The 24323-nt window shown below is 65.1% G+C and carries 17 protein-coding genes and 4 pseudogenes; 16 read left to right on the top strand and 5 right to left on the bottom strand.

The features are described 5' to 3' along the window. From F7R02_RS20050 to F7R02_RS20075, 6 genes and pseudogenes are all read left to right on the top strand, one after another. Positions 1-118: pseudogene (locus tag F7R02_RS20050) on the top strand (IS5-like element ISCARN85 family transposase); the annotation flags it as partial. A 311-nt stretch (positions 119-429) separates the two neighbouring features. Then, the gene (locus F7R02_RS20055; protein WP_078589871.1) at positions 430-2109 is read left to right on the top strand and encodes an OFA family MFS transporter; all 1680 of its coding nucleotides are present in this window, start codon (positions 430-432) and stop codon (positions 2107-2109) included. 6 nt (positions 2110-2115) lie between these two features. Continuing rightward, positions 2116-2961: a formate dehydrogenase accessory sulfurtransferase FdhD gene (fdhD, locus tag F7R02_RS20060; RefSeq protein WP_078589872.1), complete on the top strand. Its 846-nt coding sequence runs from the start codon at positions 2116-2118 to the stop codon at positions 2959-2961. After that, positions 2958-5306 carry an FdhF/YdeP family oxidoreductase gene (locus tag F7R02_RS20065; RefSeq protein ID WP_078589873.1) on the top strand — a complete coding sequence of 783 codons (2349 nt, stop codon included), beginning with the start codon at positions 2958-2960 and terminating at the stop codon, positions 5304-5306. Before fdhD ends, F7R02_RS20065 begins: the two co-directional genes overlap by 4 nt. Then, positions 5296-5565, top strand: a complete 270-nt coding sequence (locus F7R02_RS20070; protein WP_167521069.1) for a hypothetical protein — start codon at positions 5296-5298, stop codon at positions 5563-5565. The genes F7R02_RS20065 and F7R02_RS20070 overlap by 11 nt, the downstream gene beginning before the upstream one ends. 510 nt (positions 5566-6075) lie before the next feature. Next, positions 6076-7356: an MFS transporter gene (locus F7R02_RS20075; protein ID WP_151210159.1), complete on the top strand. Its 1281-nt coding sequence runs from the start codon at positions 6076-6078 to the stop codon at positions 7354-7356. 119 nt (positions 7357-7475) lie between these two features. Here F7R02_RS20075 and F7R02_RS20080 read toward each other — a convergent pair whose 3' ends face one another. The 4 genes from F7R02_RS20080 to F7R02_RS20095 all read right to left on the bottom strand — a co-directional run bounded on the left by F7R02_RS20080 (position 7476) and on the right by F7R02_RS20095 (position 12145). Further along, complete coding sequence (locus F7R02_RS20080) at positions 7476-7937, bottom strand: bacteriohemerythrin (RefSeq protein WP_078589737.1); 462 nt, start codon at positions 7935-7937, stop codon at positions 7476-7478. 129 nt (positions 7938-8066) lie between these two features. Beyond that, a complete protein-coding gene (locus F7R02_RS20085) occupies positions 8067-9365 on the bottom strand; it encodes a diguanylate cyclase (protein ID WP_005915311.1) in 1299 nt (432 codons plus the stop codon). An 84-nt stretch (positions 9366-9449) separates the two neighbouring features. Next, entirely contained in the window at positions 9450-10766 is a 1317-nt protein-coding gene (locus F7R02_RS20090; RefSeq protein WP_003488310.1) for an NAD(P)/FAD-dependent oxidoreductase, read from the bottom strand. Further along, the gene (locus tag F7R02_RS20095) at positions 10766-12145 is read right to left on the bottom strand and encodes a glutamine synthetase family protein (RefSeq protein WP_078589736.1); all 1380 of its coding nucleotides are present in this window, start codon (positions 12143-12145) and stop codon (positions 10766-10768) included. Before F7R02_RS20095 ends, F7R02_RS20090 begins: the two co-directional genes overlap by 1 nt. Positions 12146-12288: 143 nt before the next feature. Between F7R02_RS20095 and F7R02_RS20100 the strand changes: the two genes are divergently transcribed. The 10 genes and pseudogenes from F7R02_RS20100 to F7R02_RS20145 all read left to right on the top strand — a co-directional run. Next, positions 12289-13044, top strand: coding sequence for a gamma-glutamyl-gamma-aminobutyrate hydrolase family protein (locus F7R02_RS20100; protein ID WP_033836601.1), 756 nt, complete (start codon positions 12289-12291; stop codon positions 13042-13044). Between the two features lie 6 nt (positions 13045-13050). Beyond that, positions 13051-14436 (top strand): glutamine synthetase family protein, encoded by a 1386-nt coding sequence (locus tag F7R02_RS20105; RefSeq protein ID WP_078589735.1) that lies wholly within the window; start codon positions 13051-13053, stop codon positions 14434-14436. 215 nt (positions 14437-14651) lie between these two features. Then, positions 14652-16019 carry an aspartate aminotransferase family protein gene (locus F7R02_RS20110; protein ID WP_078589734.1) on the top strand — a complete coding sequence of 456 codons (1368 nt, stop codon included), beginning with the start codon at positions 14652-14654 and terminating at the stop codon, positions 16017-16019. A gap of 230 nt (positions 16020-16249) precedes the next feature. Continuing rightward, positions 16250-17365 carry a polyamine ABC transporter substrate-binding protein gene (locus F7R02_RS20115; RefSeq protein ID WP_078589733.1) on the top strand — a complete coding sequence of 372 codons (1116 nt, stop codon included), beginning with the start codon at positions 16250-16252 and terminating at the stop codon, positions 17363-17365. 249 nt (positions 17366-17614) lie between these two features. Next, positions 17615-18817: an HlyD family secretion protein gene (locus F7R02_RS20120; protein ID WP_078589732.1), complete on the top strand. Its 1203-nt coding sequence runs from the start codon at positions 17615-17617 to the stop codon at positions 18815-18817. Continuing rightward, positions 18814-20400, top strand: a complete 1587-nt coding sequence (locus tag F7R02_RS20125) for an MDR family MFS transporter (protein ID WP_003488321.1) — start codon at positions 18814-18816, stop codon at positions 20398-20400. Before F7R02_RS20120 ends, F7R02_RS20125 begins: the two co-directional genes overlap by 4 nt. Before the next feature lie 4 nt (positions 20401-20404). Beyond that, positions 20405-21895, top strand: a complete 1491-nt coding sequence (locus F7R02_RS20130) for an efflux transporter outer membrane subunit (RefSeq protein WP_167521070.1) — start codon at positions 20405-20407, stop codon at positions 21893-21895. A gap of 113 nt (positions 21896-22008) precedes the next feature. Then, a complete protein-coding gene (locus F7R02_RS20135) occupies positions 22009-23142 on the top strand; it encodes an ABC transporter ATP-binding protein (RefSeq protein ID WP_078589730.1) in 1134 nt (377 codons plus the stop codon). Next, positions 23139-24037, top strand: a pseudogene (locus F7R02_RS20140) (ABC transporter permease subunit). The gene F7R02_RS20135 and the pseudogene F7R02_RS20140 overlap by 4 nt, the downstream one beginning before the upstream one ends. Continuing rightward, positions 24034-24198: pseudogene (locus F7R02_RS20145) on the top strand (putrescine ABC transporter permease PotI); the annotation flags it as partial. The pseudogenes F7R02_RS20140 and F7R02_RS20145, both read left to right, overlap by 4 nt. Positions 24199-24205: 7 nt before the next feature. Here the strand turns inward: F7R02_RS20145 and F7R02_RS20150 are convergent. Then, a pseudogene (locus F7R02_RS20150) lies at positions 24206-24323 on the bottom strand (IS5-like element ISCARN85 family transposase); the annotation flags it as partial.

The following is a 24323-nucleotide window of genomic DNA, read 5'->3' on the forward strand; positions in this document are numbered from 1 at the left end:
ACTGTTCCGTCGCTTGAAAGGCTACCGCCGGATTTTCTCGCGCTTCGAGAAGCTGGATGTCATGTTCCTTGGATTCCTCAGCTTCGTCCTAGTCGTTGATGGGCTTCGGATGTGTTAACAGGCCCTAGTCGCAGCTGCGGCCGCTAACACCAAGGCACGCTTACGTGAAATGGGCATGGGCGGCGCTTTGCAACACTGCAGGGCGCTGGCAAGCATTGCAAACAGGCAGGGATCGCCGATGATGCGCCAGACGACCGCCAGTTGGGCCTGGTCGGTGTCGCTGCCCATATCGCAACGCGTTATTTGATTGCAGCTATCAATCGTATTCGGAACGGCCGACAGGACGTCGCCATCGCCCGCCAGGCGTTGGTGGTAGTCCTGTCAGCCGTGTTTTCGCAGTTCATCGTTGGTTTTTTGGGGGAAATGAGAATGACGCAAGGGTCCACCGTGGCGACAGCCAGCGGCGCAGACGCCGGTTTACTGTCCAAGGAGCGCATCATTGCGCGGCCGGGGTTCAATCGTTGGTTGGTACCGCCGGCAGCACTGGCGATCCACCTGTGTATCGGCATGGCCTACGGCTTCAGCGTGTTCTGGCTGCCGTTGTCCAAGGCGCTAGGCATCACCGAGTCGATCGCGTGCCCGGCCGATATGGGCCTGTTCGCGCGTATGGTGGCCACCACCTGCGACTGGAAGATCAGCGAATTGCAGTGGATGTACACGCTGTTCTTCGTGCTGCTGGGGTGCTCGGCGGCGATCTGGGGCGGCTGGCTGGAACGGGCCGGCCCGCGCAAGGCCGGTGTGGTCTCGGCGCTGTGCTGGTGCGGCGGGCTGGTGATCTCGGCAGTCGGCATCCACTTCCATCAGATCTGGATGCTGTGGCTGGGCTCGGGCGTGATCGGCGGTATCGGCCTGGGTCTGGGCTACATCTCGCCGGTGTCGACGCTGATCAAGTGGTTCCCGGACCGACGCGGTATGGCGACGGGCATGGCGATCATGGGCTTTGGCGGCGGCGCGATGATCGGCAGCCCGTTGGCCGATGCGCTGATGCGCCATTTCGCGACCCCCACCTCGGTGGGCGTGATGGAAACCTTCCTGGTGATGGCGGCGCTGTACTTCGTCTTCATGATGGCCGGCGCGTTCGGTTACCGCGTGCCGCCGAGCGGCTGGACCCCGGCCGGCTGGACCGCGCCGGTGGCCAGCAGCAATGCCATGATCACCGCCAACCACGTGCATGTGAAAAAGGTCTGGGGCATCCCGCAGTTCTGGTTGCTGTGGGGCGTGCTGTGCCTAAACGTCTCGGCCGGCATCGGCGTGATCGGCATGTCCTCGCCGATGTTGCAGGAAGTGTTCGGCGGCCGTCTGATCGGCGTGGATGTGGGCTTCGCCAGCCTGGATCCGACCCAGCTGGCCAGCATCGCAGCCATCGCGGCCGGCTTCACCGGTCTGCTCAGCCTGTTCAACATCGGCGGCCGGTTCTTCTGGGCCAGCATGTCCGACAAGCTCGGCCGCAAGAACACCTACACGCTGTTCTTCGTGCTGGGCATCTGCCTGTATGCAGCGGCGCCGTCGGCTGGCGGTATTGGTGGCATCGCGCTGTTTGCGGGCATCTTCTGCATCATCCTGTCGATGTACGGCGGCGGTTTCGCCACCATTCCGGCGTATCTGGCCGACCTGTTCGGTACCCAGATGGTCGGCGCCATCCACGGCCGGCTGCTGACTGCCTGGGCAACCGCCGGCATCCTGGGTCCGGTGGTGGTGGGTTACATGCGCGAGTACCAGCTGGCGCACGGCAGCCCGCCGTCACAGGTCTACAACACCACCATGTACATCCTTGCCGGCATGCTCGTGCTCGGCCTGATCTGCAATCTGTTGGTGCGCCCGGTAGCCGCACGTCACTTCATGACGCCCGACGAACTGGCACGCGAAAAGCAGCTGGCGCACGAAAAGGTCGACCGTACCGGGCATGGCACGATTCCACCGGAACAAATGGCGCGCATCGGTCATGGCGGCAACCCGGTACTGGTCGCGTTTGCCTGGCTGGCGGTGGGTATCCCGATGCTGTTCGGTATCTGGGTCACGCTGCAAAAAGCCTTCGTGCTGTTCCATTGAGGTGAGATGACCAGTCCGTCTTCCCGCTCCGTGCGTCCGGGCAGTGTGGTACGCACGGTCCGTCGCCATCGTGGCGGCCGCAGCACCACGGTGCAGGACATGGTGGCGGCCGAAATGCCGGTCGCCTTCATCTACAACGGCGTGCCGTTCGCGGTGATGATGGCCACGCCGGAGGACCTGGAGGATTTCGCACTTGGGTTCTCGTTGAGCGAAGGCATCGTCGATCACGCGCAGGACTTGCGCGTGATCGCGGTGGAGACGTTTCTGGAAGGCGCTTCGCTGCAAATAGAAATCCCGCCCGAGCGCGCAGCCGCGTTGGACCAACGGCGGCGCAATCTGGACGGGCGCAGCGGTTGCGGGGTGTGCGGCAACGCGTCCATCGAAGCGGTGCTGCGTGTGCCGCCGGTGCTGCACTCGTCGCTGCAGATCGACGTGGATGCCTTGGCGCATGCGCTGGATGCGCTGCATGCACGGCAGCCCATCGCCGCGCAGACCGGCGCCGTGCACGCGGCTGCTTGGGCCGATGCGCAGGGCAATGTGCAGCTGGTCCGCGAAGACGTGGGCCGGCATAACGCGTTGGATAAATTGATCGGTGCATTGGCGCGCGCGCGCATCGATGCATCGCGCGGGTTCGCGGTGGTCACCAGCCGCGCCAGTTACGAAATGGCCATGAAAGCCGCGCAGGCCCGAATTCCGCTGCTCGCAGCGATTTCGGCGCCAACTGCGCTGGCGATCAGCTTGGCCGAGAGTGCGGGACTGACCCTGATCGGGTTTGCCCGCGATCACGATTGTGTCGTTTACAGCCATCCGCAGCGCCTGGATCTGGGCGTTGCCGTGGGAGAGCCCGCATGAGCAAGAAAACCATCAAGCAGTACGATAATCCCGCGGGCGGCTGGGGCGCATTGCGCTCGGTGGCCAAGCACCTGATGGAACAGGACATCGCCGTGCAGGGCGCCAAGACGCTGCTGCATGCCAACCAGCCGGACGGCTTCGACTGCCCCGGTTGCGCCTGGCCGGATCGCGACCATACGTCCACCTTCGAATTTTGCGAAAACGGCGCCAAGGCCGTGGCGGCCGAGTCCACCGCACGTCGCGCCGGGCCGGAGCTGTTCGCTTCGCACACCGTCAGCCTGCTGTCGCAATACAGCGATTACTGGTTGGAAGGGCAGGGTCGCCTGACCCACCCGATGCGCTACGACGCTGCGACCGACCACTACGTGCCGGTGAGCTGGGACGATGCCTTTGCGCAGATCGCGCGGCATCTCAATGGCCTGGCAACGCCGGATGAGGCGATCTTCTACACCTCCGGGCGCACCAGCAACGAGGCAGCGTTCCTGTATCAGTTGTTCGTGCGCGAGTTCGGCACCAACAATTTCCCCGATTGCTCCAACATGTGCCATGAGCCCTCCGGCACCGCGCTGCGGTCGCAGATCGGGGTGGGCAAGGGCACGGTGTCGCTGCACGATTTCGAGCTGGCCGACGCCATCTTCATCTTCGGGCAGAACCCGGGCACCAATCATCCGCGCATGCTGGGCGAGTTGCGTCAGGCGTCCAAGCGCGGTGCGGCAATTGCGGCGTTCAACCCGCTGCGCGAGCGTGGGCTGGAAAAGTTCGCCGACCCGCAGGACAAGCTGGAGATGTTGCACAACGGCTCCACGCGCATCGCTTCGGATTATTTCCAGCTCAAGATCGGCGGCGACCTGGCTGCGGTGAAGGGCATCATCAAGCACGTGCTGGAGCGCGATGCGCAGGCGCAGCGCGATGGCACGCCGCGCTTGCTGGACCTGGAGTTCATCCAGGCGCACACCGCCAATTTCGAGGCGTTCGCTGCCGACGTGCACGCGGAACGCTGGGACACCATCGTCGAAGAATCCGGGCTGGACGAAACCGCGCTGCGCAAGGCCGGCGAGATCTATCTCAATGCCGAGCGCGTGATTGCCTGCTGGGGCATGGGCATCACCCAGCACAAGCATTCGGTGGCGACCATTCACATGATCACCAACCTGCTGCTGCTGCGCGGCAACCTGGGCCGGCCCGGCGCGGGCGTTTGCCCGGTGCGCGGGCACAGCAACGTGCAGGGCGACCGCACGATGATGATCTATGAAAAGCCGCCGGCCGCGTTCCTGGACAAGCTGCAATCGGTGTTCGGTTTCGCGCCCCCGCGCGCAGACGGGTTCGATACCGTGGGTGCGATCGAGGCGATGCTGGATGGGCGGGGCAAGGTGTTCTTCGCGATGGGCGGCAATTTTGCTGCCGCCACGCCGGATACCGATGCCACGCACCGCGCGTTGCGCAACTGCGAATTGACCGTGCATGTCACCACCAAGCTCAATCGCAGCCACTTGGTGCATGGGCGTGATGCGTTGATCCTGCCGTGTCTGGGGCGCACCGAGATCGACATCCAGGATGCCGGCGCGCAAGGCGTGACGGTGGAAGATTCGATGAGCATGGTGCACCTGTCGGCCGGCATCAATCCGCCGGCCTCGCCGGACCTGCTGTCGGAACCGGCGATCGTGGCGCGCATGGCCGAAGCCACGCTGGGCGCACGCAGCGCGATCCGCTGGCGCTGGCTGGTGGGCGATTACGACCGCGTGCGCGATCTCATCGCGCAGGTGTTTCCGGACTTTGCCGGGTTCAACGAACGTGTGCGTACGCCGGGTGGGTTCCGTTTGTCCAACACCGCCCGCGATCGCCAGTGGGTGACGCCGGAACAACGTACCGTGTTCAAGCCGCATGCGGTGCCCACCGACAATCCCATCCACCGCGCGCGCCGCAGCCACACAGAGCGGATGGTGTTTACGCTGGCCACCACGCGTTCGCACGATCAGTACAACACCACCATCTACGGTTTGGACGACCGCTATCGCGGTGTGTTCGGCGAGCGCCGCGTGCTGTTCATTAATGGGGCGGATATCGCGGCGTTGAACATGAAGGCGGGCGATTGGGTGGACCTGGAAAGCCTGTGCGAGGACGGCGTGCGCCGCGAGGCGCGGCGTTTCATGTTGGTGGACTACAACATCCCGCGTGGCTGCCTGGCCGCGTACTACCCGGAAACCAATGCGCTGGTGCCGTTGTCCAGTTTCGCCGACGAGGCGCGTACGCCGACCTCCAAGTCGATTCCGGTCATCGTGCTGCCGCACCGCGCCGAAACCGCCGATGCGGCGCCGCGCGATATCGGAGCGGTGCTTGTCCGCTGATCCACAGCTCACCGTACAGCTGTTGCATGCGCTTGCCGACGCGCCCAATGGCGTGTCGCTGGCCCGGCTATGCAAGCACCTGGGCGTGCGCATGAGCGTGCTGCTGCGCACGCTCGCCTGGTTGGGGACGGCGAACCTGGACGGTCAACCGGGTCCGGATTGGGTGCGCGTGGAAGATCGCGGCGAGCGGCAATGTGCGGTGCTGACGCCGGTTGGGTTGGCCGAGCATGCGCGGCAAGCCGCGGCGCAGGCGACGTAGGGCGGCTGCGCGAGTTGTTGCCGCTTTGATGAGGATCTGGCGGTCTACGGATTTGGCATCCATTGACGGGCGAAGGTCGAAAGCTTCGACGGTCGAGTGCGCGGTGTGCTTGTTGAAAAGCGGGGGGCAGCGTGTCGCTGCTTGCCTTATTGGAAGCTTTGCAGACCGACCAACTCAACTGGTCCTTGCCCGCTCACCGTCGCGGGACCCTTGGCGGCATGGATGCCGCCACGGAGCCACAAGGACGTACGTGCGGCGTGTCCTGCGATGGTGGGCGGGCAAGGCCCTGCAGCAAACGCGAAGGCCCCACACCTTGCAGGCTGAGCAGTCGACGATCTCCGGTTACGATTTGCCTGACACTGCTGCGAACATCTGGTTCAAGACGAGTGGGACACGATCCACAGCACCGTCAGTCACGCCTGTAACTTTTCACCACCCGGTTCGCCTGCGCAAAGCAGTGCTGTGATCTGCCAGAATCGGCCGTCTTGTTTTTTTGGATGTCGATCAACGATGACTGCCGCCGCGCCGCTCGCCACACCCACCAATTCACCCGCGCGCGTGCTGTTCGCCAGCCTGATCGGCACCACCATCGAGTTCTTCGATTTCTATATCTACGCCACCGCCGCAGTGCTGGTGTTCCCCACACTGTTCTTTCCCGCCGGCGATGGCAGTGCGGCGATGCTGCAGTCGTTGGCCACCTTTGCGGTGGCGTTTGTCGCGCGGCCGGTGGGATCGGCGGTGTTCGGTCACTTCGGCGACCGGGTAGGGCGCAAGGCCACGCTGGTGGCGGCGCTGCTGACGATGGGGTTGTCCACCGTGGCGATCGGCCTGCTGCCCAGTTACGCGCAGATCGGTGTATTTGCGCCCGCATTGCTGGTGCTGTGCCGCTTCGGCCAGGGGTTGGGGCTGGGCGGCGAATGGGGCGGGGCCGTGCTGCTGGCCACCGAGAACGCGCCGCCTGGCAAGCGCGTGTGGTACGGCATGTTTCCGCAACTGGGCGCGCCGCTGGGGTTTTTGTTGTCCACCGGCACCTTTCTGGGCATGGGCGCAGCGCTGGACGATGCGCAGTTCATGCAGTGGGGCTGGCGCGTGCCGTTTTTGGCCAGTGCCTTGCTCGTACTGACGGGGCTGTGGGTACGCCTGAGCATCACCGAGACGCCAGATTTCCAGAGGACGCTGGACCGCAAGACGCGTGTCAGGCTGCCGCTGGGCACCGTGGTCTGGCAGCATTGGCCGGCACTGATCGTCGGCACGCTGGGCGCGTTCGCCACCTTCGTGCTGTTTTATCTGATGACGGTCTTTGCACTGGGCTATGGCACCAAGACGCTGGGTTACGACAAGGAACAATTCCTATTGTTGCAGATGGCCGGCATCGTGTTTTTTGCGCTGGGCATTCCGTTGTCGGCCAAGTTTGGCGACCGGCACGGCGCGCCGCTGGCGATGATGCTGGCCAGCATCGCCATCGTGGCATTCGGCCTGGCGTTTGCGCCGCTGTTTCAGGCCAGCCACCCGTTGCAGGTGCTGGCGTTCCTGTCGCTAGGGTTTTTCTTCATGGGCCTGACCTATGGTCCCTGCGGCACGCTGCTGGCCGAGCTGTATCCCACCGAGGTGCGCTACACCGGCGCGTCGCTGTCGTTCAATCTGGCCAGCATCTTGGGTGCGGCGCCGGCGCCCTACGTGGCCACGCAACTGGCGGCCAGTTACGGCGTGCAATCGGTGGGGTATTACCTGGGCGGGGCGGCGGTGCTGAGCCTGGTCGCGCTGGTAGTGGCGCGGCGCTGGCGTCGCTGACCGGAGATCGCGACGGTTTATGGAGTGTCCGGATCGTGCAGCAGCACGGCGGCGCACGATGACGCGATACCAGGCACGCCTCAGTGCGCTGCCGCAGCGCCGTGCTGCTGATCTGGCTTCTAGCCGAAGATCCGCTTGAGCGTGCGGCCCAGCCAGCCACCGTGCTGATGGGTGCGCGAAAACCGGTCCAGGTGTACGATCACCTGCGGTGCGTAGGTCTGATCGTCGCCGCGAATATGGTTGAACAGCCAGCGCGAGAGCATGTTGCGCAGCTCGTCGCTGACGTCTTCGCCGGCCTGGAAGCGCAGGCGGTATTCGCCGACCCGTTTGCCGAATACCGCGTGCACGCGCTGGTGCGCCTGGCTGAAGGGATAGCCCGCTTCCTGCATCAATTCTTCTTCGAAGGCGAAGTGCGAGAGCGTGTAATCGATCAGTTCGTTGATCACCTCCGCCACTGCCAGTTGCTGCAGACTGGTCTGCGTAACATGCAGCTGATTGATCATGTCCACAATGCGCCGGTGTTGATGATCGATCACCTCGATCCCGGTGTTGAGGTCGTCCTGCCAGACCAGCAGTGCCATCGAAGTACCTTGCCCAATGCGATGGGCATACGGTAAGCCGCGCGCGCCGGCCGGGCGTTGATCTGGATCAAGGCATGTCGGCAGACGCGTCATCCGCACGCGCCGCTTGGGCCTGCAGACGATGCGGGATCAGCTTGCCAGACGCACCTGGTTACGGCCGCCGGCCTTGGCCAGATACAGGTGCTTGTCCGCTTCGTTCAGCAGGTAATGCAGCGACTGGTCGCTTTCGCTGGCGATGCATACGCCGATGCTCACCGTCATGCTCAACGTTTCGTCTCCCACGCGCACGCGCAGGGCGCTGATGCGCTCGCGCAGGGTTTCGAAATAGCTGGTGGCGTTGGCGGCATCCAGCCCGGGCACCAACAGGCAGAATTCTTCGCCACCGAAGCGTGCGACCAGATCTTGCGGCCGCGCATGCCCGGACACCGACGCGGCCACCGCACGCAACGCTTGGTCGCCGGCTTCGTGGCCCCAGGTGTCGTTAATGTGCTTGAAATGGTCGATATCCACCATCGCGGCGGTCACCGTCTGGTCCTCCAACAACAGCTTTGGAATGACCCGTTGGCTCTGTTCCAGAAAATAGCGCCGGTTGGGCAGGCCGGTGAGGAAGTCGCGGGTGGCAAGATCCTGCAGCGTGCCGATCAGTTCCAACTGGTCCACGTTCTGCGACACGCGGCAGAAGAATTCTTCGCGCGAAAAGGGCTTGCGCAGGAAGTCGTTGGCGCCGTTCTTCAGGAAACGCGGGATCAGTGACGAATCGCTGTTGCCGGATATGCCGATCACCGCCACCTTGTCGCGCGAGCGGATCGCGCGCAGCCGGCGGGTGAATTCCACACCATCCATTCCAGGCATTTCCTGGTCGACGATGGTCAGGCGAATGTCGGGGTCGCGTTCGATCGCGTCCAGCCCGGCAGCGCCGTCGGCCGCCAGCACCACGCGGTAGCCGTACATCGACAGCAGGGCGCCGGCATAGGTGCGTGCCGACAGCGAGTCGTCCACCACCAGGGCGGCGATCCGGCGATTGCGCTCCAGGCGCTGCACCAGCCATGCCAGGTACTCGATGCTGCCCGGTGCATTTTTCAGCACGTAATCGATGATCTGCTGCTGCAGCACGCGCTGGCGCAGGTCTTCGTCGTACACGCCGCTGACCACCACGGTGGGCAGTTTGCGCGAGAGAAAGAATTCCACGACCTTGTCGCGGTCGCCGTCGACCAGCACCAGGCCGGTGAGGACCAGAAACCAGCCGTCCTCTTCGTCCAATACACGCGCCGCTTCGGCCAAGGTCGAGACGACCGTGACCGGGAGTTCCACGCGTTGCTCGATGGCTTCGCGCAGCATGCTGGTGAACGTGCGCGAGTTCTCCACCAACAGCACCCGCTGCGGTAGGACTGCACTTTCACTATTGCGATGTAGGGTACCTGGGGACATCGGCTGGCCGTCTGGATCGAACCGTCAGGTCAGCTAACGGCCCTGCTCGCCAAAACTTGAGCACCACGTTCCAAAGCGTGGCGGTCACCACAGCGCATCGCGCAGCCTATACCAGCTCATCGCCGCCACCAGCAGCGGGGTCCGCAGCCGCTGCCCGCCAGGGAACGGGCGGTGGCCGATGCGTTCGAACACGTCCAGGCGCCGGCTCTGGCCGGCGATGGCCTCGGCAATGACCTGGCCGGCCAGGCCGGTGGCAGCCACGCCATGTCCGGAAAAGCCCTGTGCGAAGTACAGGTTGGGCGCCAGCCGGCCCCAGTGCGGTGCACGGTTGCGCGAGATGTCCACGTAGCCGCCCCACAGCGTTTCCAGCGGCACAGCGTGCAGCTGCGGGAATACCGTGTGCATGCGCCGGGTCATCAGGCGCTGCAAGCCAGCAGGCGGACGCGAGGAGTAACTGGCACGCCCGCCGAACAGCAGGCGGTGATCGGCACTGAGCCGATAGTAATCCAGTGCCCAGTTGGTATCGGCTACCGCCATGTCGTTGGCGATCAGGGCGCGTGCACGCGCTTGTCCCAATGGCGGCGTGGCGCCGACATAGGTGCCGACCGGCATGATGCGCTGCTCCAGGGGCGGGGCGATGCCGTGCAGCAGCGCATTGCCGGCGATCACGCCGAACGCGGCGGTCACGCTGCCGTGGGCGGTATGCATCACCACGCGCGCCCCGGGTTGCTGCCTGGTCACGGCCGAATCTTCGTAGATGCGCACGCCGGCGGCCAGCGCGGCCCGTGCCAGGCCCAATGCATAGGCCAGCGGATGCAGATGGCCGCTGGCGGGGTCGAACATGGCCCCTAGGTACAGCGGGCTGTCCAGCATTTGGCGGGTGCGTGCGCGGTCCCACCACTGCAGCGGGTAGTCGTAGCGTTCGGCCATGCGCACGATGCCGTGCTGCAGCGCCCGTACCTGACGCGGCTTCAGCGGCACATGCGCGTGGCCGTCGCGCCAGTCGCAGGCGATGGCATGGCCGGCGATGCGTGCGCGCAGCAGGCGCATGCCGTCGCGCGAGAAATCGAACAACAGGCGAGCATCGTCGTTGCCGACCAGCGCTTCCAGCGTTTCCTGCTCGCACCCGTAGCCAACGATGGCCTGGCCGCCATTGCGCCCTGACGCGCCCCAGCCCACACGCCGGGCTTCCAGCACGGTGACGGCGTAACCGGCCTCGGCCAGCGCCAGCGCAGCGGTGAGGCCGGTATAGCCACCGCCGAGAATGCAGACGTCGGCGTGTTCGGCGCCTTGCAGGCGCGGTTGTTGGGGTAGGGCTGGCGTGCTGCGTGCGTACCAGCTGTCCGGATACCCGTTGCCCGGCGAGTTGCTGTGCGGCAGTGGCGCGTGCGGGCGAGCCATTACACGGTGCGCAGGTACCGCGCGTAATCCAGGTCCGGTACCTGCGCCTGGTAGTCGAGCAGCTCGCGTTGTTTCTGCTGGCCGAATACGTGCTGGAACTGCGTGCCGAACTGCTCGCCGATGAAGTCGCTGCCGAGGAACGCATCCACCGCGCCTTGCCAGCTGCGTGGAGCGAACACCGACTGTGCGTACGCATTGCCGGTGACCGGCGCGGTGGGTTCGGCCGGCTGCCGCAGGCCGTCCAGCATCGCGGCCAGCACGGCTGCAGCGGCCAGATATGGGTTGGCATCGGCGCCGGCAATGCGGTGTTCGATGCGGGTGTTGTGCGCATCGCTGTGCGGGATGCGCAGTGCCACGGTACGGTTGTTGAAGCCCCAGCTCGCATCCAGCGGCACGAACGCATTGCTGACGAAGCGGCGATAGCTGTTGGCATGCGGGGCGAACATCAAGAGCGAGGCATCTGCATGCCGCTGTAGCCCGGCGATGGCGTGGCGTAGCGACTGCGCAGGCGCGTCGGCGGCGCTGGTCAGCACGTTGTGCCCGGCGGCATCGAGCAGGCTCACATGCACATGCAAACCGCTGCCGGCCTGGCCGGGGAAAGGCTTGGCCATGAAACTGGCCAGCTTGCCCTGTTGCTGCGCAATGGCTTTGATGGTGCGCTTGAGCAGAACCGCCTCATCGCAGGCGGCCACCGCATCGGCACGGTGTTGCAGATTGATTTCGAACTGGCCGGGTGCGTACTCGGCCACGGCGGTGTCGGCCGGAATGCCTTGCTGTCTGCAAGCGACGGTGACCGCATCGGTGAAGCCACGCTGGTCGTCCAGATCCTGCAGCGAATATACCTGCGTGCTGTCGCTGCGTTCGCCGGTGATCGGGTCGCGCGGGGTTTGCGGGCGCCCCTGCGCATCGGCCACCGCATCGAACAGATAGAACTCAAGCTCTACGGCGATGACCGGGGTCAGGCCGAGTGCGCCAAACCCCTGCAGCACGCGCTGCAACACCGCCCGCGGGGCAACCTCGAACAGCCCGCCTTCGGGTGTGTGCATCGCCAGCAACAGCTGCGCCATCGGCCGTGGCGCCCAGGGCACCGGTCGTAGCGAGCCTTCGATCGGCCGGCAGATGCGGTCGGCGTCGCCGATCGCGTAGCCAAGACCGGTTTCTTCCACGGTGTTGCCGGTGATGTCGGTGGCGATCAGCGACATCGGCAGGCACACGCCGTCGCGATACACCTTGCTCAGCGCATCGGCGGTTACGCGCTTGCCGCGCAGCACGCCATTGGTGTCGGGCAATAACAGATCGACAGACTCGCACCCGGCGATGCGAGAGAGGGTGTGGGCATCGGCAGCGGGCAGGGACGCGACGGAAGTCTCGGAAGCCATGGGCAACACCTGCGAAGTCGCCGCGCAGCGTAGCAAAGCGCGTGTGAGCAATCGCAAGCGCACTGGCGCGCCTGGCAATGCCGGCGATGGCGCGGTAACTTCGACCGTATCGACGTTCCACCCAACGCATCGGATCTTTGCGCATGGCTGTCGTTCCGCTGGTCGGCCTGCCGACCGATCGCATCCTGCAAGGGCCTCATCCGTTCCTGGCCGCCGGCGAGAAGTACATCCGCGCGGTGGTCGAGGCGGCCGGTGCGATGCCGGTGCTGTTGCCCAGCCTGCAGCCGGCATTGGATGCGGGCGCGTGGCTGGAGCGGCTGGATGGGCTGCTGTTGACCGGAGCGGTCAGCAATGTGGAGCCGCATCACTACAGCGACGAGCCCAGTTGGGAAGGCAACCCGCACGACCCGGCGCGCGATGCCACCAGCCTCGGGCTGATCCCGCAGGCGCTTGCGCGTGGCCTGCCGGTGCTGGCGATCTGCCGCGGGCTGCAGGAAGTCAACGTGGCCTTGGGCGGGCGCCTGCATCAGCGCGTGCACGACGTGCCCGGCATGGCCGATCACCGGGAGGACCCGGGCACACCGATAGACACGCAATACGGTCCGGCGCATGTGGTGCACCTGCATCCCGGCGGTTGGCTGGCGGACATGAGCGACAGCGCCCAGGTGTGGGTCAATTCCCTGCACGGGCAGGGAATTGCCACGCTGGCCGAGGGCTTGCTGATCGAAGCCACCGCGCCGGACGGTCTGATCGAAGCGTTCCACGGCCCCGGCCCGGGCTTTCTGCTGGCGGTGCAATGGCATCCGGAATGGCGTGTCACACAGCATCCGTTCTACCGTGCCATCTTTCAGGCCTTCGGCGAGGCCTGTCGCCAATACGCCGCGCGACGCGGCAAGTGAGGTTGCATGTCCATCCGCACACGTTCGCGCAAGACCACGTCCACGCAGCCGGAGAGCGCGCTGCGCCGCTGGCTCAAGGAGCGCAGCATCACCGAGGTGGAATGCCTGGTGCCGGACATCACCGGTAACGCCCGCGGCAAGATCATTCCCGCCGACAAGTTCTCGCACGATTACGGCACGCGCCTGCCGGAAGGCATCTTCGCCACTACCGTGACCGGCGATTTCCCGGACGACTACTACGCGCTGACCTCGCCATCGGATTCGGACATGCATCTGCGCCCGGATGCCAGCACCGTGCGCATGGTGCCGTGGGCGGCAGACCCCACTGCGCAGGTCATCCACGACTGCTATACCAAGGATGGCCAGCCGCACGAACTTGCCCCGCGCAACGTGCTGCGCCGCGTGCTGGATGCCTATGCCCAGGCCGAGCTGCAACCGGTGGTGGCGCCAGAGCTGGAATTCTTCCTGGTGCAGAAAAACACCGACCCCGACTTCCCGCTGTTGCCACCGGCCGGGCGCTCGGGGCGGCCGGAAACGGCGCGGCAGTCGTACTCGATCGACGCAGTCAACGAGTTCGACCCCATCCTGGACCTGATGTACGACTATTGTGATGCGATGGAACTGGACGTGGACACGCTGATCCACGAATCCGGCGCCGCGCAGTTGGAAGTCAACTTCACCCATGCCGACCCGATGTCGCGCGCTGACCAGGTGTTCCTGTTCAAGCGCACCATGCGCGAAGCCGCGCTGCGGCACGGTGTGTATGCCACGTTCCTGGCCAAGCCAATGGAAACCGAGCCAGGCAGTGCGATGCATATCCACCAGAGCCTGCTGCATGCCGGCACCGGCAAGAACGTATTCAGCGGCAAGCGCGAGGGCGGTTTCAGCGATACCTTCGCGCATTATCTGGGTGGCCTGCAGAAATACATCCCGATGGCGATGGGCCTGCTGGCGCCCAACGTCAATTCTTACCGGCGGTTGATGTTCGGCGAGGTGTCGCCGAGCAATGTGGTGTGGGGCTTCGACAACCGCACCTGCGGGCTGCGCGTGCCCATCGATGTGCCGCAGAACATGCGGGTGGAAAGCCGCTTCGCCGGCTCCGACGCCAACCCGTATCTGGCCATGGCCGCGACGCTGGCCTGCGGGTTATTGGGGATCGGCGAAAAGCTCGAGCCGACCGCGCCGATCAGCAGCAATGGCAAGGAGCAAGGCTACGATTTGCCGCGCTCGCTGGGCGAGGCGCTAGATGAGCTGGAAGGCTGCCAGGCGTTGCAGGAGATGTTGGGGCGGCGGTTCGTGCGTGCGTACATCTCGGTGAAGCGAAAAGAGTACGAGACGTTTTTCCGGGTCATCAGTTCGTGGGAACGGGAGTTCCTGCTGTTGAATGTGTGAGCTGCGTGATTGAGACCCGTGCCGAGCGGTTTCCTTCTCCCGTCGGGAGAAGGTGCCCGAAGGGCGGATGAGGGCGACATTAGCGGCAGTTGAAGTTCTCGAGGCCTACCTGTTTGCCCGGCGTGCAAGGGATTGGCCGGGCGATCTGCAAAGCCATCCACGGTCCGGCAACAGCGCCTGGGTATGCTGGTAACTCCTCATGCGCGGAGCAGGTCGTGGATCCTTCGGTGCTCAAGGCGTTGCAGCAGCTCGACGCCGCCCATCATCTGCATCCGTTCAACGACAATGCGGCGTTGGCGCAGAAGGGCACGCGCATCCTGACGCGCGGTGAGGGCGTGTACGTGTGGGATGCCGATGGCAACCAGTTGCTGGATGCGTTCGGCGGATTGTGGTGCGTCAATGTCGGCTATGGGCGCAAGGAACTGGCGCAGGCAGCGGCAAGGCAGATGGAGCAGCTGGCGTACTACAACAGCTTTTTCCAGTGCACCACCGAGCCTACCATTCAGTTGGCGGCCAAGCTGGCGGAGTTGGCGCCGGGCGATCTGAATCATGCGTTCTTCGCCAACTCCGGGTCCGAGGCCAACGACACCATCCTGCGCCTGGTGCGGCATTTCTGGGCCGTGCAGGGGCAGCCGCAAAAACGCATCTTCATCGGCCGCCATGATGGTTATCACGGCACCACCATGGCCGGCGCCAGCCTAGGAGGCATGAGGGGAATGCATCAGCAGGGCGGGTTGCCGATTGCCGATATCCACCACGTCGCACCGCCGTATCACTTCGGCGATGGCGGGGAGATGGATCCGGAGGAATACGGGTTGCTGGCGGCACGTCGTCTGGAAGACAAGATTCTGGAACTCTGGCCGGATAACGTCGCCGCTTTTATCGGCGAGCCGATCATGGGCGCGATCGGCGTCTACATCCCACCGCGCAGTTACTGGCCGGAAATCGAGCGGATCTGCCGGCGCTACGACGTCTTGCTGGTCGCCGATGAAGTGATCTGCGGTTTCGGGCGTACTGGCGAATGGTTCGGTGCGGAGTATTTCGGCTTCCAGCCCGACGTGATGACGCTGGCCAAAGGCATCACTTCCGGCTACATCCCGTTGGCGGCAGCCATGTTCAACGACCGCGTGGCCGGTGTGCTCAAGACCCAAGGCGGCGAGCTGGCGCACGGTGGCACCTACGCCGGGCATCCGGTGTGCGCGGCGGTGGCGCTGGAAAACCTGCGCCTGCTGCAGGACGAGGGCATTGTCGAGACCGCGCGCACACAGGTTGCGCCATACCTGGCGCAGCGCTGGGCCGCGCTGGGCGAGCACCGGTTGGTCGGCGAGGCACGCATCGCCGGGCTGGTCGGGGCGCTGGAACTGGTGCCGGACAAACAGCGTCGCGGTGCGTATTTCCCAAGACGCGGGCGGGTAGGGGCGATGTGTCGCGATTTCGCGCTGCGCCGCGGTCTGATCCTGCGCGCGACCTACGATGCCATGCTGCTGTCGCCGCCGTTGATCATCACCCCCGCGCAGGTCGATGAATTGTTCGACAAGGCCTGGGCCGCGCTGGACGATACCGCGCAGGCGCTGGGCCGATAGCTCCCGCACAACCGGTCCCACTGCACGGCAGCGGGCCGCGACGAGGACGAGGACGAGTACGACCAAGCATGCGCACACATCGGTGCCATCGCGGCGGCTGCCGCGCTCGCCAGCCGGCAAGGCCTCTCTGTGCCGGCCTCGCTGCGCTGGGCAAATCCGGGCGTGGTGGGTAGGCTGGGAAGAGCCCGGATTCGAGACCGGCCGCCCCATCGCGCTGCCTGGAGACCCACATGACGCTGCGACTGCTCGCCCTGACGCTGTCCATCACCCTGTTGTCCGGCTGTGGCGGCGCTGGCGCGCCCGGCAGGGCCGACGCGCAGGCCAAGGTGCTCAACGTCTACAACTATTCCGATTACATCGCCGAAGACACCATTCCCGCGTTCGAAAAGAGCACCGGCATCAAGGTGACCTACGACGTCTTCGACAGCGACGAAATGGTGGAAACCAAGTTGCTGGCCGGCGGCAGCGATTACGACGTGGTGGTGCCCACGCTGAACTTCTTCGGCCGGCAGATCCAGGCCGGCGTCTTCCTGCCGCTGGACAAGAGCAAGATCCCCAATCTGGTCAATCTGGATCCGGACGTGATGCGCCGCATCGCCGCGCAGGACCCGAACAACGCCTATGGCGTGCCGTACATGATCGGCACCACCGGCATCGGCTACAACGTCGACAAGCTCAAGGCGATCTTCGGCAACACCGATGTCGCCAACAGCTGGGATCTGGTGTTCAAGCCGGAGAATCTGTCCAAACTCAAGGACTGTGGCGTGACCATCCTGGACACGCCTTCGGACATGATTCCCATCGCGCTCAATTATCTCGGGCTCGATCCGCACAGCACCACGCCGGCCGAGATCGAAAAGGCCGCCGCGCTGATCAAGGCCATTCGCCCGTACGTGCAGAACTTCCACTCCAGCCAGTACGTCACCTCGCTGGCCAACGGCAACACCTGCCTGGCGGTGGGCTGGTCCGGCGACATCATCCAGGCGCGCGACCGTGCCGTGGAAGCCGGCAACAACATCAAGGTGGCCTACGCCATTCCAAAGGAGGGCGCGCCGCAATGGTTCGACATGCTGGCCATTCCCAAGGACGCCAAGCACCCGCACAACGCCTATGCCTTCATCAACTATCTGTTGAAGCCGGACGTGGCCGCGGCCAATACCAATTTCATCCATTACGCCAACCCGGTGCGCACCGCCACCCCGTTGGTGGATGCGGCGATCCGCAACGACCCCACCATCTACCCGCCTCCAGAGGTGACCGCCAAGATGTTCACCTATGCCATCAATCCGCCTGACGTGGACCGGCTGTACACGCGGCTGTGGACCGAGATCAAGACCGGGCATTGACCTGCTGCGTTGCCGGTGGATGCTGCGCCCGAGCGCAGTGCTGCCTCGTGCAACGGCCCATGCCACGGGCCCGGCGCGCGGCCTAGGGGTGGCACCGTCGGGACCTGATAGGCCGATTGCCAGCTGACTGGCCCATCACGCAATCTGTACCGGGCAGTTCAAATAATTGTATGGTTGCGCCGCCACTGCCGACGCCGCCGAGACGGCCGCTGCGTGGCGCGCCTCGCCCATCACACAGGACGCATCCTTTTGAGCAACCACGACCATCAGTCCAATGACGGCCAGTCCTCGGCCACGGATGCGCAGGGCGCAGGCGCGCGCGGCGAGCAGGAGCCGCCCAAACCCTCGCCGTTGAAGAACCCCAAGGTGAAGTGGACGCTGATCCTGGTCGGGGTGCTGGTGCTGATCTTGCTGGTGGTGTGGCTGGCCTATTACCTGGTCAAGGGCCGCTACATGCAGGACACCAACAACGCCTATCTGCAGGCCGATTCGGTGGCCGTGGCACCGCGCGTCAGCGGCTACGTGACCAATGTGCTGGTGAGCGACAACCAGATCGTGGAGGCTGGCCAGCCGCTGCTGCAGATCGACGACCGCACCTACCAGGCCACGCTGCAGCAGGCCGAAGCCGCCATTGCCGCACGCCAGGCCGATATCGTCGCGGCCACCGCCAATGTCTCCGCACAGGAATCGGCGCTGCTGCAGGCGCGCACCCAGGTCACCGCAGCTGCTGCCAGCCTCAAGTTCGCCCAGGCCGAAGTGAAGCGCTTCGCGCCGTTGGCCGCCTCCGGTGCAGATACCCACGAACATCAGGAAAGCCTGCAGCACGATCTGGCACGCGCACGCGCCCAGTACGACGCCGCGCAGGCGCAGGCCAAGGCCGGCGAGAGCCAGATCCAGGCCAGCCGCGCGCAGCTGGAACAGGCACAGGCCGGCGTGAAACAGGCCACCGCCGATGCCGACCAGGCGCGCGTGGCGGTGGAAGACACCCGTCTGACCAGCCGTATCCACGGCCGGGTTGGCGACAAGACCGTGCAGGTGGGCCAGTTCCTCGGCGCCGGCACCCGCACCATGACCATCGTGCCGCAGGAATCGCTGTATCTGGTTGCCAATTTCAAGGAAACCCAGGTCGGCCTGATGCGTCCCGGCCAGCCGGCCGAGATCGAGGTCGATGCGCTTTCGGGCGTAAAACTGCACGGCAAAGTCGAGAGCCTGTCACCGGGCACCGGCTCGCAGTTCGCGTTGCTCCCGCCGGAAAATGCCACTGGCAATTTCACCAAGGTGGTCCAGCGCGTGCCGGTGCGCATCCGTGTGCTGGCCGGTGACGAGGCGCGCAAGGTGCTGGTGCCGGGCATGTCGGTGGAAGTCACTGTCGACACGCGCTCGGCCAAGGACGCCAAGCAGCGTGCCGAACAAGAATCCGACCGCGTGCAGGAGCAGGAGCGCGCGCGATGAGTGCAGCGGCCGCCACCGGCCCGCGTGCCGGCGGCAGCGCCCAGCGCGAGAAGGCCGAGCCGGGCGCCTGGCTGGCGGTGCTGGCCGGCACCATCGGCTCGTTCATGGCGACGCTGGATATTTCCATCGTCAATGCCGCGCTGCCCACCATCCAGGGCGAGGTCGGCGCCAGCGGCACCGAAGGTACCTGGATTTCCACCGCCTACCTGGTGGCCGAGATCATCATGATCCCGCTGACCGGCTGGTTCGTGCGCACGCTGGGCCTGCGCAATTTCCTGTTGATCTGTGCGGTGATGTTCACCGCGTTCTCGGTGGTGTGCGGGCTGTCGACGTCGCTGTCGATGATGATCATCGGCCGCGTCGGACAAGGCCTGGCCGGCGGCGCCTTGATTCCGACCGCGCTGACCATCGTCGCCACGCGGTTGCCGCCCAGCCAGCAGACCATGGGCACCGCCTTGTTTGGCATGACCGTGATCATGGGTCCGGTGATCGGCCCGCTGCTCGGCGGCTGGCTGACCGAAAACGTCAGCTGGCACTACGCGTTTTTCATCAACGTGCCGATCTGCGTTGGCCTGGTCGCGTTGCTGCTGCTCGGTCTCAAACACGAAAAGGGCGACTGGGCAGGCCTGCTCAACGCCGATTGGCTGGGCATCTACGGCTTGACCGCGGGTCTGGGCGGGCTGACCGTGGTGCTGGAAGAAGGCCAGCGCGAGCGCTGGTTCGAGTCCAGCGAGATCAATACCCTGAGCCTGATTGCGTTGAGCGGATTCATTGCGCTGGTGATCAGCCAGTTCCGGCGGCGCCCTCCGGTGATCCGCCTGTCACTGCTGCTGCAGCGCAGCTTCGGCGCGGTCTTTATCATGGTCATGGCGGTGGGCATGATCCTGTTCGGCGTCATGTACATGATTCCGCAGTTCCTGGCAGTGATCTCCGGCTACAACACCGAGCAGGCCGGATATGTGCTGCTGCTGTCCGGCCTGCCGACCGTGTTGCTGATGCCGATGATGCCCAAGCTGCTGGAAACGGTGGACGTGCGCATCTTGGTCATTGCCGGGCTGATCTGCTTTGCCGCTGCCTGTTTCGTCAATCTGTCGCTCACTGCCGACACCGTGGGCACGCACTTCGTCGCCGGGCAGCTGCTGCAGGGCTGCGGCCTGGCGTTGGCGATGATGTCGCTCAACCAGGCGGCGATTTCGTCGGTGCCGCCGGAACTGGCAGGCGATGCCTCGGGCCTGTTCAATGCCGGCCGCAACCTGGGCGGCTCGGTCGGGCTGGCGCTGATCTCCACCTTTCAGGAGCGCCGCATGACATTCCACACCGAAACCATTGGCAGTTCGATCACCGCCAACGCCAGCCGTGCGCAGGAGGCGCTGGCCGGCCTGACCGCACAGATGCAGGGCAGTGCCGGCGGCGAGGCGGCGGCCCGCTCGATCGCCCAGTTCGCCCGCGTCGTGCAACAGCAGGCCCTGGTGATGACCTATAGCGATCTGTTCTGGATCTTCGGCGTGATCGTGGTCTGCACGATTCCGCTGGCCTTTTTGCTCAAGCCGTTACCCAAGGGGGCGCACCTTGCAATGCACTGATTCCATGCGCCTGATCCGCATGCCGCTGGCTGCGGCGTTGAGTACGCTGCTGCTTGGCGGCTGCATGCTCGGCCCCAACTACACCAAGCCGCCAGCGGTTGCCGACGCGGCGATGCAAGCACCCGCCCTGCACCGCGCCAGCGGCGCGGACGTGGTTGCCGCCGCACCCCTGAATCACTGGTGGGAGGAACTGCACGATCCGCTCCTGACCCAATTGGTCGCCCAGGCATTGGCCGATAGCCCCAACCTGCGCGCGGCGCAGGCGCGGCTGCGCGCCAACCGCGCGCTGGCCCAGCAACGCCGCGCCGAACGCCTGCCCAAGCTCAACGCCAGCGCGGTGTATGCCTACGCCGAGCCGCCGCAGACCATCGTCGATACGCTCGGCGGGCTGCAACAGGGTCAACCCGGCCAGCCGCCGGCGGCCGGCAACCAGGCGTTGGATCTGGAAAAGACCGAGATTTACAGCGCCGGTTTCGATGCCAGCTGGGAGCTGGATTTCTTCGGCCGCCGCCGTCGCGCCGCCGAAGGTGCGCTGGCGCAGGCGCAGGCCTCCGAGGCCGAGCTCGCCGATGCGCAAGTGCAGCTGGCCGCCGAAGTCGGGCAGGTTTATCTCAACTACCGCGGCTTGCAGGCGCGCCTGGCCATTGCCGATGCCAACCTGGACAAGATCCGCCAGTCGCTGCAGCTGGTGCAGCAACGCCGCGGGCAGGGCGCCGCCTCGGACCTGCAGGTCGAGCAGATCGCCACCCAGGTGCAGCAACAGCAAGCCCAGCGCCTGCCGCTGGAAATGCAATCGCAGGAGGCGCTGGACCAGCTGGCATTGATGGTCGGGCGCGAGCCCGGCGCGCTGGATGCGCAGCTCAGCGCGCCGCAACCTTTGCCGATGTTGCCGACACAGGTCCGCGTGGACGATGCCGGTGCGTTGATCCGCCGGCGCCCGGACGTGCGCAAGGCCGAGCGCGAGTTGGCCGCCTCCAGCGCGCAGATCGGCGAAGCGTTGAACGGCTACTTCCCGCAGGTGAGTCTGCTGGGCGGGTTGAGCTGGGTCGCCGGCTCGCCGAGCGATTTCAATTCCGATGCGCGGACCACATTGGCGGTGCCGATGCTGCGCTGGTCGATCTTCGACTTCGGCAAGACCCGCGCGCAGGTGGAGCAGGCGCGCGCCGGCAATGCCGGTCGTACGGCGGCGTACGAAGGGACCGTGTTGGCGGCCTTGCAGGATGCCAATTCGGCCTTGGCGCGCTTCGGTTCGGCACGCAAACAATTGGTGGTCGCACGCAAGGCCGAAGCCTCGGCCACGCGTTCGGCCGGGCTGATGCAGCAACGTCGCGATGCCGGCGCCACCTCATCGATCGATCTGCTGGATGTGCAGCGCCAGCAGTTGTCGGCGCAGGACGCCGCCGCGCAGGCGCAGGTGCAGTTGCTAGTGAATTACGTGGCCCTGCAGAAGAGTCTGGGGCTGGGCTGGAGCGAACCGGCGCAGGACGCACGCTGAGACCAGCCAAGGCAATCTTTGATGCGGCAGCTCATGCGCGGCCGCGTCCGGGTTTTGCCATCATGGTCGGCATTGGCCGTTGTGGCGCATGCATTGCGCAATCGAGAGGTTGAATGGCATCCCCCGAGGCCACCCCGCAGCCCCACCTCACCGCTGGCGACGGCGGCTACCTGAGCATCGACGCGGTCCGCAAGGAGTTCGACGGCTTTGTCGCGGTCGACGACGTCAGCCTGCAGATTCGCAAGGGCGAGATCTTCGCGTTGCTCGGTGGTTCGGGCAGCGGCAAATCCACCCTGCTGCGCTGCCTTGCCGGCTTCGAGCGGCCGACCAAGGGGCGCATCGTCCTGGATGGTCAACCCATCGACGCGCTGCCGCCGTACGAGCGCCCGATCAACATGATGTTCCAGTCGTACGCGCTGTTTCCGCATATGAGCGTGGAGCAGAACATCGCCTTCGGGCTGAAGCAGGAAGGCTTGTCCAAGGCTGCGATCGCCACCCGCGTCGGCGAGATGCTCGCGCTGGTGCAGCTTGGCGCGCTGGCCAGGCGCAAGCCGCACCAGCTCTCCGGCGGGCAGCAGCAGCGCGTGGCCCTGGCGCGCTCGCTGGCCAAGCGGCCCAAGCTGCTGTTGCTGGACGAACCGATGGGTGCGCTGGATAAAAAACTGCGCTCGCAGATGCAGCTGGAACTGGTCAACATCATCGAAACCTCCGGCGTGACCTGCGTCATGGTCACCCACGATCAGGAAGAGGCCATGACCATGGCTACGCGGATCGCGTTGATGGACCAGGGCTGGATCCAGCAGGTCGGCACGCCCGATGAAATCTACGAGCAGCCGGCCAACCGGTTTGCGGCCGAGTTCATCGGCTCGGTCAATCTGATCGACGCGCTCATCGCCGACGACGCGCCCGAATACGTCACCTTGAAAACGCCTGCGTTCGATGCCTGCATCCGCATCGGCCACGGCATCACCGGCTTCGAAGGGCAGGCGGTGGCGTTCGCGCTGCGCCCGGAAAAGCTCGCGATCGGCAAGGACGAGCCGGCGCAGGCCTGCAACAAGGCGCAGGGCGTGATCGAAGACATCGCCTATTTCGGCAGCCATTCGGTGTACCACGTGTGCTTGCCCAGCGGGGTCAAGCTGATGGCCAATTTCGCCAATCGCCAGCGTTGGGCCAGCGAAGCGTTGACCTGGGGCGACACCGTGTGGGTAGGGTGGGGCGAAGACGACGGCGTGGTGCTCACCGCATGAAACGCGTGTTCATACGCGGGTTACCGGGCGCGCTGGGGCGTGATCGCCGCACCATATCTGTGGATGCTGGTGTTCTTCGCGATTCCGTTCCTGATCGTGCTGAAGATTTCCTTCGCCGAGCGCGCCACCGCGATGCCGCCGTATACGCCGCTATTGACGGTTGCTGCCGACGGTGCGGTGAGCCTCAAGCTGCATCTGGGCACCTATCTGGCCTTGCTGCGCGATAGCCAGTACGTGGCTGCCTACCTGAGTTCGATCAAGATCGCGGCCATTTCCACCGCACTGGCGCTGTTGATCGGCTACCCGATGGCCTACGTGATCGCGCGGCACACGCAACGTGGCGATGATGCTGGTCGTGCTGCCGTCGTGGACGTCGTTTCTGATCCGCGTGTACGCGTGGATCGGCATTCTCGATGGCAATGGTGTGCTCAATCAGGCGCTGTTGGCGCTGGGTGTGATCGAGCAGCCGTTGCAATTGTTGTACACGCCGATCGCCGCTTACATCGGCATCGTGTACTGCTATCTGCCGTTCATGGTGTTGCCGCTGTACGCCAACCTGGTCAAGCACGATCAGCGCCTGCTCGAAGCAGCCTACGACCTGGGTGCGCGGCCATGGCAGGCATTCGTCCGCATCACCTTGCCACTATCGCGCAACGGCATCGTGGCCGGCTGCATGCTGGTGATGATTCCGGCGGTCGGCGAGTTCGTCATCCCGGAAATGCTGGGCGGGCCGAACACCTTGATGATCGGGCGCGTGCTGTGGGGCGAGTTCTTCAATAACCGCGACTGGCCGGTGGCAGCGGCAGTGGCCACGGTGATGTTGCTGCTGCTGTTGCTGCCGATCGTGATCTTCCACCGTTACCAGCAGCGTGAGCTGGAAGGGCGCCTGACATGATGCGCGCGTCGCGCGGTGGGCGCCTGCTCGGCGGCAGCGTGCTCGCGCTGGGTTTCGGCTTCTTGTACCTGCCGATCCTGTTGTTGATGGTGTATTCGTTCAACGCCTCGCGCCTGGCGACGGTGTGGGGCGGGTTCTCGGCCAGGTGGTACGGCGAATTAGGGCCTGTTAACACATCCGAAGCCCATCAACGACTAGGACGAAGCTGAGGAATCCAAGGAACATGACATCCAGCTTCTCGAAGCGCGAGAAAATCCGGCGGTAGCCTTTCAAGCGACGGAACAGT

Source organism: Xanthomonas cissicola, from assembly GCF_008801575.1.
Classification (GTDB): Bacteria; Pseudomonadota; Gammaproteobacteria; order Xanthomonadales; family Xanthomonadaceae; genus Xanthomonas; species Xanthomonas cissicola.

Coding starts and splice junctions, on each gene's coding strand:
- F7R02_RS20055 (WP_078589871.1), top strand. CDS start 430: ATGACGCAAGGGTCCACCGTGGCGACAGCCAGCGGCGCAGACGCCGGT.
- fdhD (WP_078589872.1), top strand. CDS start 2,116: ATGACCAGTCCGTCTTCCCGCTCCGTGCGTCCGGGCAGTGTGGTACGC.
- F7R02_RS20065 (WP_078589873.1), top strand. CDS start 2,958: ATGAGCAAGAAAACCATCAAGCAGTACGATAATCCCGCGGGCGGCTGG.
- F7R02_RS20075 (WP_151210159.1), top strand. CDS start 6,076: ATGACTGCCGCCGCGCCGCTCGCCACACCCACCAATTCACCCGCGCGC.
- F7R02_RS20080 (WP_078589737.1), bottom strand. CDS start 7,937: ATGGCACTGCTGGTCTGGCAGGACGACCTCAACACCGGGATCGAGGTG.
- F7R02_RS20085 (WP_005915311.1), bottom strand. CDS start 9,365: ATGTCCCCAGGTACCCTACATCGCAATAGTGAAAGTGCAGTCCTACCG.
- F7R02_RS20090 (WP_003488310.1), bottom strand. CDS start 10,766: ATGGCTCGCCCGCACGCGCCACTGCCGCACAGCAACTCGCCGGGCAAC.
- F7R02_RS20095 (WP_078589736.1), bottom strand. CDS start 12,145: ATGGCTTCCGAGACTTCCGTCGCGTCCCTGCCCGCTGCCGATGCCCAC.
- F7R02_RS20100 (WP_033836601.1), top strand. CDS start 12,289: ATGGCTGTCGTTCCGCTGGTCGGCCTGCCGACCGATCGCATCCTGCAA.
- F7R02_RS20105 (WP_078589735.1), top strand. CDS start 13,051: ATGTCCATCCGCACACGTTCGCGCAAGACCACGTCCACGCAGCCGGAG.
- F7R02_RS20115 (WP_078589733.1), top strand. CDS start 16,250: ATGACGCTGCGACTGCTCGCCCTGACGCTGTCCATCACCCTGTTGTCC.
- F7R02_RS20125 (WP_003488321.1), top strand. CDS start 18,814: ATGAGTGCAGCGGCCGCCACCGGCCCGCGTGCCGGCGGCAGCGCCCAG.
- F7R02_RS20130 (WP_167521070.1), top strand. CDS start 20,405: ATGCGCCTGATCCGCATGCCGCTGGCTGCGGCGTTGAGTACGCTGCTG.
- F7R02_RS20135 (WP_078589730.1), top strand. CDS start 22,009: ATGGCATCCCCCGAGGCCACCCCGCAGCCCCACCTCACCGCTGGCGAC.